This window comes from Streptomyces sp. NPDC036984, from assembly GCF_055607665.1.
Window position 1 is genome coordinate 79711 of sequence record NZ_JBVJRL010000011.1, and the last position, 11605, is coordinate 91315.

18 protein-coding genes and 1 tRNA gene are annotated in these 11605 nt (G+C 71.3%); 17 read left to right on the forward strand and 2 right to left on the reverse strand.

Annotated features, from left to right (window positions below; genetic code table 11):
• Positions 1-48 precede the first annotated feature (48 nt).
• The 7 genes from ACZ7DL_RS21135 (at position 49) to ACZ7DL_RS21165 (ending at position 4253) form a co-directional block, all read left to right on the forward strand.
• Positions 49-771, forward strand: coding sequence for a siderophore-interacting protein (locus ACZ7DL_RS21135; protein ID WP_470775883.1), 723 nt, complete (start codon positions 49-51; stop codon positions 769-771).
• A 102-nt stretch (positions 772-873) separates the two neighbouring features.
• On the forward strand, positions 874-1458 hold the full coding sequence (locus ACZ7DL_RS21140; RefSeq protein ID WP_470775884.1) for an HhH-GPD-type base excision DNA repair protein: 585 nt from the start codon (positions 874-876) through the stop codon (positions 1456-1458).
• A 132-nt stretch (positions 1459-1590) separates the two neighbouring features.
• Positions 1591-2283, forward strand: coding sequence for an HdeD family acid-resistance protein (locus ACZ7DL_RS21145; RefSeq protein ID WP_470775886.1), 693 nt, complete (start codon positions 1591-1593; stop codon positions 2281-2283).
• A 95-nt stretch (positions 2284-2378) separates the two neighbouring features.
• On the forward strand, positions 2379-2699 hold the full coding sequence (locus ACZ7DL_RS21150) for a hypothetical protein (RefSeq protein ID WP_470775887.1): 321 nt from the start codon (positions 2379-2381) through the stop codon (positions 2697-2699).
• 54 nt (positions 2700-2753) lie between these two features.
• A complete protein-coding gene (locus tag ACZ7DL_RS21155) occupies positions 2754-2879 on the forward strand; it encodes a hypothetical protein (protein ID WP_470775889.1) in 126 nt (41 codons plus the stop codon).
• A gap of 340 nt (positions 2880-3219) precedes the next feature.
• Positions 3220-3516: a type II toxin-antitoxin system VapB family antitoxin gene (locus tag ACZ7DL_RS21160; protein ID WP_004943146.1), complete on the forward strand. Its 297-nt coding sequence runs from the start codon at positions 3220-3222 to the stop codon at positions 3514-3516.
• A 104-nt stretch (positions 3517-3620) separates the two neighbouring features.
• Positions 3621-4253, forward strand: a complete 633-nt coding sequence (locus ACZ7DL_RS21165) for a LytR C-terminal domain-containing protein (RefSeq protein ID WP_470776131.1) — start codon at positions 3621-3623, stop codon at positions 4251-4253.
• A gap of 99 nt (positions 4254-4352) precedes the next feature.
• On the opposite strand, the gene upp is transcribed toward ACZ7DL_RS21165, so the two are convergent.
• Positions 4353-4988, reverse strand: a complete 636-nt coding sequence (gene upp, locus ACZ7DL_RS21170; RefSeq protein ID WP_208033093.1) for a uracil phosphoribosyltransferase — start codon at positions 4986-4988, stop codon at positions 4353-4355.
• Positions 4989-5082: 94 nt separating this feature from the next.
• Between upp and ACZ7DL_RS21175 the strand changes: the two genes are divergently transcribed.
• The 9 genes from ACZ7DL_RS21175 to ACZ7DL_RS21215 all read left to right on the forward strand — a co-directional run bounded on the left by ACZ7DL_RS21175 (position 5083) and on the right by ACZ7DL_RS21215 (position 10644).
• Complete coding sequence (locus tag ACZ7DL_RS21175) at positions 5083-5328, forward strand: hypothetical protein (protein ID WP_470775892.1); 246 nt, start codon at positions 5083-5085, stop codon at positions 5326-5328.
• 303 nt (positions 5329-5631) lie between these two features.
• Positions 5632-6162 (forward strand): tRNA adenosine deaminase-associated protein, encoded by a 531-nt coding sequence (locus ACZ7DL_RS21180; RefSeq protein ID WP_470776133.1) that lies wholly within the window; start codon positions 5632-5634, stop codon positions 6160-6162.
• 59 nt (positions 6163-6221) lie between these two features.
• On the forward strand, positions 6222-6653 hold the full coding sequence (gene tadA, locus ACZ7DL_RS21185; RefSeq protein WP_470775893.1) for a tRNA adenosine(34) deaminase TadA: 432 nt from the start codon (positions 6222-6224) through the stop codon (positions 6651-6653).
• Between the two features lie 56 nt (positions 6654-6709).
• Positions 6710-6794, forward strand: a tRNA-Ser gene (locus ACZ7DL_RS21190).
• Positions 6795-6961: 167 nt separating this feature from the next.
• Positions 6962-7141 (forward strand): hypothetical protein, encoded by a 180-nt coding sequence (locus ACZ7DL_RS21195; RefSeq protein ID WP_470775895.1) that lies wholly within the window; start codon positions 6962-6964, stop codon positions 7139-7141.
• A gap of 10 nt (positions 7142-7151) precedes the next feature.
• Positions 7152-7445 (forward strand): Dabb family protein, encoded by a 294-nt coding sequence (locus ACZ7DL_RS21200; RefSeq protein WP_470775896.1) that lies wholly within the window; start codon positions 7152-7154, stop codon positions 7443-7445.
• A 176-nt stretch (positions 7446-7621) separates the two neighbouring features.
• On the forward strand, positions 7622-8458 hold the full coding sequence (locus ACZ7DL_RS21205) for an RNA polymerase sigma factor SigF (RefSeq protein WP_470776134.1): 837 nt from the start codon (positions 7622-7624) through the stop codon (positions 8456-8458).
• Positions 8459-8803: 345 nt separating this feature from the next.
• Positions 8804-9745, forward strand: a complete 942-nt coding sequence (locus tag ACZ7DL_RS21210; RefSeq protein ID WP_470775898.1) for an RNA polymerase sigma factor SigF — start codon at positions 8804-8806, stop codon at positions 9743-9745.
• 158 nt (positions 9746-9903) lie between these two features.
• Positions 9904-10644 (forward strand): hypothetical protein, encoded by a 741-nt coding sequence (locus ACZ7DL_RS21215; RefSeq protein ID WP_470775900.1) that lies wholly within the window; start codon positions 9904-9906, stop codon positions 10642-10644.
• A gap of 8 nt (positions 10645-10652) precedes the next feature.
• Here ACZ7DL_RS21215 and ACZ7DL_RS21220 read toward each other — a convergent pair whose 3' ends face one another.
• Positions 10653-10850 carry a hypothetical protein gene (locus tag ACZ7DL_RS21220; protein WP_470775901.1) on the reverse strand — a complete coding sequence of 66 codons (198 nt, stop codon included), beginning with the start codon at positions 10848-10850 and terminating at the stop codon, positions 10653-10655.
• Between the two features lie 206 nt (positions 10851-11056).
• Between ACZ7DL_RS21220 and ACZ7DL_RS21225 the strand changes: the two genes are divergently transcribed.
• The gene (locus ACZ7DL_RS21225) at positions 11057-11548 is read left to right on the forward strand and encodes a MarR family winged helix-turn-helix transcriptional regulator (protein WP_470775903.1); all 492 of its coding nucleotides are present in this window, start codon (positions 11057-11059) and stop codon (positions 11546-11548) included.
• Positions 11549-11605: the final 57 nt, after the last annotated feature.

The following is an 11605-nucleotide window of genomic DNA, read 5'->3' on the forward strand; positions in this document are numbered from 1 at the left end:
TTGCCTAAGTTTTCTGTGGCGGAATCGTACGCGAACGACGGAGGGGTCATGGGGCAGGGGCGGGGTTGGGAAGGCGCGGTACTCAAACTGCTGCGCGCCAAGGACTTCATGCTGACCGTCCTCGACGCCGAGGACGTGACCCCGCACTACCGACGGCTCCGGATGAGCGACGGCGGCCTCCTCGCCGCGACCGGCGTCCACCCCACGATGTGGGTACGGCTGTGGTTCTCCGACGACGGCCGACCGCACCAGCGCGCCTACACCCTGGTCGACCCCGACCCGGCGGCCGGCACCTTCTGCCTGGAGTTCGCCCTGCACGAGGGCCGGGCCTCCGACTGGGCGCGGGGCGCGCGGTCCGGCGACACCATCGAGGCCACCGTGCAGGGCACCGGCTTCCGGCGCCCCGACCCCGCGCCCTCGCACCTCGTCGCGATCGGCGACCCCGCCTCGCTGCCCGCGATCAACTCCCTCCTCGGCACCCTGGACCCGGCTCCGGCGACCGTCTGGTTCGAGGGGGATCCGGCGGGGCTGCCCCGCCGGGCCGCGGAGGGCCGGCACGAGATACGGCCGGTGCCCCGCCGGGACGCGGGCGCCCACCTGGTGGAACAGGTCCGCGCCGAGCTGCCCGCCGTCCTCGCCGGCACCCCGCACCCGTACGTCTGGATCGCCTGCGACACGACGACCACCCGCACCCTCGCGGCTTACGTCCGCAAGGAACTGGCCGTACCGAAGCACCGGGTACACGCGCTGGGCTACTGGCGCGCGGACTGAGTGGAGTCCCCGACCGGCCCGGCTCCCGTCACCACGCCACCACGCCACCACGCCACCAACCCTGCGCGCGCGAACCGAGTCGGTGCGCGGGATCATCGGCCCATGGACGTCACCCTGCACCTCGCCCAGGACCCCGCGGCCGACGCGTTGCTCGGGCGGTCGCCGCTCGCCGCGCTGACCGGGATGCTGCTCGACCAGCAGATCCCGATGGAGTGGGCGTTCAAGGGACCCCGGACCATCGCCGACCGGCTCGGCGCCGAGGACCTGGACGCGCACGACATCGCGGCGATGGATCCGGAGGCATTCGCCGCACTGCTCTCCGACAAGCCCGCGGTGCACCGCTACCCCGGCTCGATGGCCAAGCGGATCCAGCAGCTGTGCCAGTACCTCGTCGAGCACTACGACGGGGACGCCGAGGCGGTCTGGCGGGGCGTCGCCGGCGGTTCCGAACTCCTGCGACGGCTGGAGGACCTGCCGGGGTTCGGGAAGCAGAAGGCGCAGATCTTCCTGGCCCTGCTCGGCAAGCAGCTGGGGGTCGCCCCCGAGGGGTGGCGGGAGGCCGCCGGAGCCTACGGCGAGCCCAAGTCCTTCCGGTCCGTCGCGGACATCACCGGCCCGGAATCGCTGGCCAAGGTACGCGCCCACAAGCAGGAGATGAAGGCGGCGGCCAAGGCGGCGAAGAAGTAGCAAGAAGGAGTGGCCGGAAGAAGCAGCGAAGAAACAGGGGGCGCCGGAGAACGGTTCGCCTGACGTCTGCGGACACCACCCGCTCGGCCCACCCCGCTGGCCCGTGCCGTTCCGGCGGTCCAAACATGGGGCATGAGCGACATACCGAGCAGCGGTCCCGAGCAGGACCGCGCATACGACGACCGGCGCGTCCACGGAGCGGCGCCGCCCGGTGGCCACACGGCGGCGCCGTCCCGCGGGGGCCATGAGCCCGAGCCGCCGCTCGAGGGCCCTCTGCACGCGCTGTCCCGGGCGGCCTGGCAGATCGTCCTGGTCACCGGGATCGGCTCCCTGATCCTCGGCGTCCTGGTGCTGATCTGGCCGGGCGCCTCCCTGCTCGCCGTCGCTGTGCTGTTCGGCCTCTATCTGGTCTTCAGCGGGGTCTTCCAGCTGGTGTCCGCGTTCGGCACGCACCAGCGAACCTCGCTGCGCGTGCTGGCCTTCATCAGCGGTGCCCTGTCGATCCTGCTCGGCCTGCTCTGCTTCCGCGGGCCCATGCAGTCGATCCTGCTGCTCGCCCTGTGGATCGGCATCGGCTGGCTGTTCCGCGGGATCACGCAGACCCTGGCCGCCGCCTCCGACTCCCGGATGCCCGCCCGGGGCTGGCAGATCTTCCTCGGCATCCTCACCTTCGTCGCCGGGATCGTGCTCATCGACTCGCCGTTCGAGTCGGTCGCCGTGCTGACCGTCGTCGGCGGCATCTGGCTGGTCGCGGTCGGGATCGTGGAAATCGTCACCGCGATCGGCATCCGCGGCCGGGCACACCGGGTGCCTCGGACGATGTGACGGGCCGTCAATCCGGCGTGCCGCTGGTACGCCGAGCGGGCGGATCTCGCACCCGGCGTGCTGCCCTCCCCGCACGCCCCGGGGAAACAGAAGCCGTGAGCAGCAGCAGGAGCACACCGCGCAGCCGTACCTGGCCACGGATGCTCGTGCTGCTCCTCGCCCTGTGGGTGCCCGGCGCCCATGCGCAGGCCCAGGCGGCCCCGGCCGTCGCCGTGGCCGCGGACACCGCCGAGCACGACGTCCTCGACACGGCCCTGCGGCCGGCCGCCCGCGCCGCCCACCGGGCCGACGTACCCGAGCGCCCCGCACCCCTGCCCGTCCCGGCCCCCGCCCGGCCGGCCGCCCACCCGTGCCCCGCCACGCCCCGGGTGCCGTCCGCCGCGGCCCTGCCGCCCACGGTGGTCCTGCGCTGCTGACAGACCCGCGCCCCCGCCAAGGTCAGTCGGCTCGACGCAAGGAGCAGTACAGCCATGCCCAAGGATCCCTACGCCGTCCTGCGCGCCCTGCTGCGCGCGGAGGCCCGGCGCGGTGCGGCACCGAGGCCGGACCACTCGGCACCCCAACCGCAGCGGACAGCGCAGAACCGGGACCGCTGAGCGGACCCCGGCGGGGGCGGCCCAGCGCCTCCGCCGGGCGGTGCCGCCGCTTCCCGGGGGCAACACGCACCCGGCCTCTCGTACGCCGACTCGCGGTCCACAGCCTGTGCACAACGGCCCTGGCGGGCGGAGCCGGGGACCGCCTCACCCGGACAGGTGAGCAGTTCCCCCAAGTCGTTTCCCCAAGTCTTTCCCCCGGTCTTCCCCAGGCCGTTCCCCCAGGTCGTACGCCGATTTCGCGCCCGTAGCGGCCCGTATGCCTCTTTTGATCCAACTTTTCGCGCGGCGCACTCGGCCGCCATGGCTGCGCCCGGAACGTCTTGACCGGTAGGCTTTCCGTGTGATCTTCAAGCGCATCGGAAACGGCCGGCCGTACCCCGACCACGGCCGGGAAAGCACCCGGCAGTGGGCGGACGTCGCGCCGCGCCCGGTCCGCCTCGATCAGCTCGTGACCACCAAGCAGCAGCTCGACCTGGAGACCCTGCTGGCGGAGGACTCGACGTTCTACGGCGACCTCTTCGCGCACGTCGTGAAGTGGCAGGGCGACCTGTATCTGGAGGACGGCCTGCACCGCGCGGTCCGCGCCGCCCTTCAGCAGCGCCAGGTGCTGCACGCGCGCGTGCTCGAACTCGACTGACCCGGCGCGACACGGCCGTTGGCCCTTTCGGGTACCGCTGAGCGGCAGAGACTGATCATCTGATAGGCATCGCCGCTCGGGCGCACTACGCTGCGCTCATGAGCATGCTCACTCCCCCTGGCATGGGCGGCCAGTACCGGATCACGGGGGACAAATACCCTCGGATGCGTCCGCCCCGGCGGCACGGCAGGCTCGTGGCCGTCGTCGCGGCGTCCGCCGCCGTGCTCGGCCTGGTCGGCTGGGGCACCGCGCAGCTCATCGACGTCTTCACCGGCGGCGGCGACACGTCCACGGCCGCCGGAGCCGGGACCAGGTGCCGGACCAAGACCGCGGCGGCCCCCGCGGCCCAGCTGAACGCCCTGCCCAGGCCGGGCCGGATCACCGTGAACGTCTACAACGCCACCAAGCGCACCGGGCTCGCCAAGACCACCGCGGACGAGCTGAAGAAGCGCGGCTTCAAGATCGGTGACGTGGGCAACGCCGGTGCGCAGTTCGACAAGAAGGTGAAGGGCACCGGGATCCTTCTCGGCCCGGCCGCCGCGCGGAACACCTCGCTGCGGGTGCTCGGCACCCAGCTCGGCGGCGCGGAGCTGCGCACCGACGGCCGCAAGGGGGCCGACGTCGATCTCATCCTGGGCGACACGTTCAAGGGCCTGGCCGCGCAGGCGGCCGCCGACCGGGCGATGACGGCCTTGACCGCACCGGAGCCGACGGCATCCCCGAAGAAGGGCTGCTGAAGGGCGCCCCGGAAGGGGCCCGGGGAACGGAGCGATCGACCGGACCGCACCCGCACCCGCGAACGGCGATCAAGCCGCACCCTCCAGCAGGCGCAAGAACTACTCAGCCGCCCCGTACAGGCGATCCCCCGCGTCCCCCAGCCCCGGCACGATGTAGCCGAGCTCGTTGAGGTGGTCGTCCACGGCCGCCGTGACGACCGTCACCGGCGTGCCCGCCAGCTCGCGCTCCATGACCTCGACGCCCTCGGGGGCGGCGAGCAGGACCACGGCGGTCACGTCGTCCGCACCGCGCTTGATCAGCTCCTGGATCGCCGCGACCAGGGTGCCGCCCGTGGCCAGCATCGGGTCCAGGACGTACACCTGGCGGCCCGAGAGGTCCTCCGGCATGCGCGAGGCGTACGTCGACGCCTGGAGCGTCTCCTCGTTGCGGATCATGCCCAGGAAGCCCACCTCGGCGGTCGGCAGCAGCCGGACCATGCCGTCCAGCATGCCGAGGCCGGCGCGCAGGATCGGTACCACCAGCGGACGGGGGCGGGCGAGCTTGACGCCCGTGGTCTGCGCGACCGGCGTCCGGATGTCGACGGCCTCGGTGCGCACGTCCCGCGTCGCCTCGTAGGCGAGCAGGGTGACCAGTTCGTCGGCGAGCCGCCGGAAGGTCGCGGAGTCGGTGCGCTGGTCGCGCAGCGTGGTGAGCTTGTGGGCGACCAGGGGGTGGTCGACGACGTGGAGACGCATGCCCCTAACGGTACCTGCGCCGCGCGTCACCCTCGCCCTGGCGTCAAACCGGCCATCCGGGGGAAAGTGGGAAGGACGGATGGGGTGGTGTGACGTGTCCGACCTGCCTGACCTGCCCACGGACCCCTCCGGGCGCACCGGCGACGCGGCCGGTCCCGGAGCGAAGTCCGCGAGGACCGATCCCGACAAGCCCGAGAGCGCGGCCGAGCGCCGGCGGCGGCGCGCCCAGTTCCTGCGCGATCTCGCCGAGGCCCGGGAGCTGCGCGCCCGGGTGCAGCCCCGGCGCGCCAAGGCGGCCCGGCTGCGCCACGAGATGCGTATGCGGACGTTCCGCTGGTAGCCCGCGCGCTCCTCCATCCGGTGCGGAAGATCCACGCCCGCACCGGTGTTGGGGACGTGGGGCGTGCGTGACCGCGGGGAAAAGCCGCGTACGATCCGCAGGTGGTGGCAATGAGTGCGCTGGTGAGCCGATCACGGATCCGCGATCGAAACAGCCGGACACAGGGAGCCGAAGACGTCCCCTGAACGCCTTGTTTCTGCCACGATTCCGAGTGGGTGGGGCTCGGAGCCCAGCTCTCTCCGCCCAGTACCTCCGCCGGGGGGACCTCCAACCGGCACGCCTATGACCAGTGGGAGAGTCACGGTGTACTTCGCCGCACTGCTCGCGCGCACCGAAGACGGGTGGGAAGCGAGCGACACAGAGCTCGACGATGTGGAGACCCTGTCGGATCTGGCCGACCTGGCCCGGGAAGCCTCTCCCGACGAGGACACGGTGCTCGTCCTGATCGAGCAGGAGGACGCATGGTTCGGCGTCGTCCGCGTGGACGGCGAGGACGACCCTCGCATCTACGTGTCGGACGCCGCCGCCGCCCAGCGCAGCGCGTACGGGGAGCTGCTGCTCACCGACGAGCTGCTCGGCCGGGAGCCCGGCGCGGACGACGGACCGGACCTGGACTCCCTCGACCTCGACGGCACGGAGGACGGTGAGTCCGACGACGACGAGGAGGGTGCCGCCGCCGCCGACGCGGTGCCGCACAGCCCGGTGGGCGACAGCGCGATCCTGGACGACCTGGGCATCAGCGAGAAGGAGCTGCGCACCCTGGACGCCGACGACGCGCTGAACACGATCGCCGAGGCTCTTGGCGCCTCGGAGGTGCTGGAGACCGTCCGCTGACCACGGCACAGGACCCGCGGAGCACACCCGACCCGGTACGCGACCCCTGGCGGGCCGCGATGCGGCTCGCCCTGGACGAGGCCGAGCTGGCCGTGCGGGGCGGGGACGTACCCGTCGGTGCCGTCGTGCTGTCGCCGGACGGTACGACGGTGCTCGGCGCCGGGCACAACGAGCGTGAGGCCACCGGTGATCCCACGGCCCACGCGGAGGTCCTCGCCATCCGGCGGGCGGCGGCCCGGCTCGGCGAATGGCGGCTGACCGGCTGCACGCTGGTGGTCACGCTGGAGCCGTGCACGATGTGCGCGGGCGCGCTCGTCCAGTCCCGGGTAGACCGGGTGGTCTACGGCGCCCGGGACGACAAGGCGGGCGCGGCCGGCTCCCTGTGGGACGTGGTGCGCGACCGGCGGCTCAACCACCGCCCGGAGGTCATCGAGGGCGTGCTCGCGGCGGAGTGCGCCCGGCTTCTCACCGGGTTTTTCAGGGATCGCTGAGCCGCTGCCCCCTATCGATTTCTGACCACGCCCCACCGTGGGGTAGGGTCTCCCTCGGTAGCGTGTCCGAGCGGCCGAAGGAGCTCGCCTCGAAAGCGAGTGTGGCGCAAGTCACCGAGGGTTCAAATCCCTCCGCTACCGCTTGCAGAAAGGCCCCGCCGACCGGCGGGGCCTTTCGCGTGTTCCGGGCGGAACACGGGCATAACGGCCCCGCACCTGCGGGCTGTTGGCCGAGGCAAAAGACCCGGAGGTTACACTCGCGGCCGGCAACAGGGGGCCCTCGGGGCACTGGTACAGGGGAGGCCGCGGTGGCGGTGAACGCCAAGAAGATCGCCGTGTACGTGCTCGTGGTCTTCGCGCTGTACGTGATCATCACGGACCCGGCCAAGGCGGCCGACTACGTCCAGATAGGCTTCGAGGGCATATCGGACGCGGCCAAGGCCATAGGCGACTTCATGACCTGGCTCGCCAACGGAGGAAAGAGCTGAGGTACACCCCATGATCCGCCATCTGGTCCTCTTCAGGCTCAACGAGGGTGTCGAGCGCGACGATCCGCGGGTCGTGGCCGGTGTGGAGGCCTTCCGGGCGCTCGGCGGCCAGATCGAGGAACTGCGCGTCTGGGAGTTCGGCTGGAACATCAGCGACCGGCCGATCGCCTACGACTTCGCGATCAACTCGGCCGTCGAGGACCCCGACGCCCTCAAGCGCTACCTGGAGCATCCGGCGCACCAGGCGGGCGTCGCGCTCTGGCGCGAGTTCGCCACCTGGGTGATCGCCGACTACGAGATCTGAGCCCTTCGCCCCCCGGAGCCCCCCGCCATTCGGGCGGGGGGCTTTCGTGTGATTTCGTGCCCCAACTTGTGGATGTTTGACGACAACACGGTGTTATGCGGTGCTTGCACACAGTGCACATGTCTTGTGATGCTATGACCGCTTTTGACGGATGATTGACCGATGAAGAGGTGGCGTTGACCGTGTCGGCCAGTACTGCGCCGCCCCAGGAAGAGGCACCCGCCGAGACTCCACCGGCCCCCGAGAAGCGCCGTGGCGCGGACACCCGGGCCCTGACCCAGGTGCTGTTCGCCGAGCTGAAGGAGCTCACCCCGGGCACGCCGGAGCACAACCGAGTGCGCGGGGCGCTGATCGAGGCGAACCTCCCGCTCGTGCGCTACGCCGCCGCCCGCTTCCGCTCCCGCAACGAGCCGATGGAGGACGTCGTCCAGGTCGGCACCATCGGGCTGATCAACGCCATCGACCGCTTCGACCCGGACCGGGGCGTGCAGTTCCCGACCTTCGCGATGCCCACCGTGGTCGGCGAGATCAAGCGGTACTTCCGGGACAACGTCCGCACCGTCCACGTCCCGCGCCGGCTGCACGAGCTGTGGGTCCAGGTCAACAGCGCCACCGAGGACCTGACCACGCTCCACGGCCGCTCACCGACCACCGCCGAGATCGCCGACCGGCTGCGGATCAGCGAGGAGGAGGTGCTCAGCTGCATCGAGGCGGGACGCTCGTACCACGCCACCTCGCTGGAGGCCGCCCAGGAGGGCGACGGACTGCCCGGGCTGCTGGACCGGATCGGCTACGAGGACCCGGCCCTGGACGGCGTGGAACACCGCGACCTGGTCCGCCACCTCCTCGTCCAACTCCCCGAACGCGAACAGCGAATCCTTCTGCTGCGCTACTACAGCAATCTCACCCAGTCACAGATCAGCGCGGAACTCGGCGTCTCCCAGATGCATGTGTCACGCCTGCTCGCCCGTAGCTTCCAACGGCTGCGCTCCGCAAATCGGATCGACGCCTAGCAGGTGCCCGACCGAAGCACGGCGGAGGCTCGGCCGATGCATAGCGGGCGCACGGAAGCACGGCCCGAACAGCACTGCATCGCAAACTCGATCGATCGGTAACCGGCGCGAGCGAATCGCTCACCTGGGGGGATGCCGACAGTTGCGACCCGAATACCCGTCAGGCCCCTTGTTTCCAGGGGCGATTCGCATCTCGCATGTCGACATGTCGGTACAGCGTGTTGCCGACATGTGACATTCTGCGGGAAGCGCGTTTGCCGTGGCTCCGGCTCCGGTATTCAGGTGAAGGCTGCGTTGCTCGAATGCGACGCCGCCGCGACCGTCCCGCGACCCAAAGGGGGTGGCATGTCCGCAGACCAGGGCAGCTCGAAGGTGCTGACGCCCACGAAGAGCGAGGCAGCGCCCAAGGAGCTCGACGCTCTCGACGTCCTAGACGGCTTCGAGGGCGTCACGGCCCTCGAAGCCGTGCCGTCCCCGTCCCTCGGCCCGGCCGCCGAGGCGATCCCGGCCGAGCAGGCCACGGCGAACCTCGACACCCGCACCCTGTCCCGGTCGCTGTTCCTGCGCCTGGCCGCGCTGGACGAGCACAGCCCCGAGCGGGCCTACGTCCGGGACACCCTGATCGAGCTGAACCTTCCGCTCGTCCGGTACGCGGCGGCGCGCTTCCGCTCCCGCAACGAACCGATGGAGGACATCGTCCAGGTCGGCACCATCGGCCTGATCAAGGCGATCGACCGGTTCGACTGCGAACGGGGCGTGGAGTTCCCGACGTTCGCGATGCCGACGGTCGTGGGCGAGATCAAGCGCTTCTTCCGCGACACCTCCTGGTCCGTGCGCGTCCCGCGCCGGCTCCAGGAGCTGCGTCTGGCCCTCACCAAGGCCAGCGACGAGCTGTCCCAGAAGCTGGACCGCTCCCCCACGGTGACGGAGCTGGCCGCGGTGCTCGGTGTCTCCGAGGAGGACGTGGTCGACGGTCTCGCGGTGGGCAACGCCTACACCGCCTCCTCCCTCGACTCCCCGGCCCCCGAGGACGACGGCGGCGAGGGCTCCCTGGCCGACCGGCTCGGCTACGAGGACACGGCCCTGGAGGGCGTGGAGTACCGCGAGTCCCTCAAGCCGCTGCTGGCCAAGCTCCCGCCCCGGGAGCGGCGGATCATCATGCTGCGCTTCTTCGCCAACATGACCCAGTCGCAGATCGGCGAGGAGGTCGGCATCTCCCAGATGCACGTCTCCCGGCTGCTGACCCGGACGCTGGCCCAGCTGCGCGACGGGCTCATCTCCGACTGAGCGCCCCGCTGGACAGCCGACGCCATCCGGGGTGCCGCGGTGTGCCGTCGGACGGCTGCGGCATCGTCGTGGCTGGTCGCGCAGTTCCCCGCGCCCCTTGGGGGCGCTGGTCCTGCACCGGGGTTCCCATCTGACGTGGCGTCAGCCACCATGAACCGATGCTTTCCACGACATGGACTCGTGGCCGCCGAGGCGCCGTTACGGCAGCGTCGGCGGCCGTCGTCTGTCTGGGCGGAGTGCTGGCCGCGTGCGGCGGTGACCCGGGCGGTGGCTACACCGCGGTCGGCTCGGGACCGGGCGGCCCGACCGCCGTGGCCCCGACCGGGTCGGTGTCGCTGGTGCCGCTGGACGGGGAGAAGGGACACGGCAGCGGCAGGGCCGCCCCACGGGTGTCCAACTCCGGGTCGACCCGGCGAAGTTCACCCGGCACAGACTCCGCCGCACCGGCGCCGACCGCCGCGGACACCCCCGCCGGCCACACCGGTGCCCCCGCCTCCGGTACCCCGCAACCGGGCGGTGACCAGGACGGACGTACGACATCGCCGACCGCCTCGCCCAGCCCGGCTCCCAGTCGCACGACGCCTGCTCCCGCGCCCGCCGAGCTCTCCTGGGGGGAGCCGGCGACCGAGAAGACCGACAAGCGCTGGTGCCAGAAGGTGACCGTCGCCTTCCGCAACTCGGGAGGTACGGCGGTGCGTTCGGGGTCGGTGACGCTCGGGACGCACGTCATCGGCGCGCTCGGCGTCGACTGGGCGACGGTCGAGTCGACCGTGGAGCTGCCGGTGCCGCTCGCGCCGGGTGCGGGCGAGAGCCCCACGTGGACGGTGTGCGTGGACGCCTGGCGGGTGCCGCTCGGCATGCACATCGAGACGCGGGACGTGTCGGTGGAGTGGGGCTGACCCGTGCGTCAGCCCTTCAGCGCCAGCCAGGCGACGCCGGCGACCACGGCGAGCGCCACGACGACGCCGATGATCAAACCGACGCGGGGGCCCGAGGAGGCCGCCTGCTGCTGCCGGCCCTGGGGGGCCTCGTCGACGAACGCGCGGAACATCTGGGTGCTGCCGGCGGGGTCGTAATTGCCCTGGGGGCCCTGGGTGTTAGCCATGCCCCGAGACCCTAGCGAATCCCGCCGACCGGCCCAAGTGCGGGGCCACCGGGACAGACGGGGGCACGCCACCCGCACTCACCTGCATATTTACGGTTGCAATACTTGCCTTTGTCAAGTTTTTACGTCGCCCACCCCCCTGTTTGTTTGCCTTCAGCAACCAAGCAGTTCTATGGTTGCCCCAAGCAACGAATACGGGAGGTGTGATGGCCGAGCGGGCCCAGTTTGAAGAGCTGGCGCGTCAGCTCAGTGCCGTCGGAGCCGTGAAACGGGACATGGGGCGGATCCTGCCGCCCGACTGCCCGGCCGGGTCGGCCGCCGTGCTGACACTGCTCGGCCGCCACGGCGACATGCGCATGAGCAAGCTCGCGGAGCTGCTCGCCGTGGACATGTCGGTCACCAGCCGGCATGTCGCGCACGTCGCCGCGCGCGGCTGGATCGAGCGGCACCCCGACCCCGCGGACAAGCGCTCACGCATCCTGCACCTGACGCCCGCGGGCCTGGAGCAGCTCGACGAGCTGTCCCGGCGGACCACGCATCTGCTCGCCGAGCGGCTCGCGGACTGGACCGACGAGGAGGTCGGCCAGCTGATCCGGCTGATGACGCGCCTGCGCGCGTCCTTCGGCGACTGCCGGTCCGCCCCGCTCCGGCACGCCCCCGTATTCGAAGAGACCACCCGTACACCCGCAAGCACGTAAGAAAAGGAAGCCCATGGCAACGACCACACCAGCCGGTGTGCGGGCTCACGCCAAGCA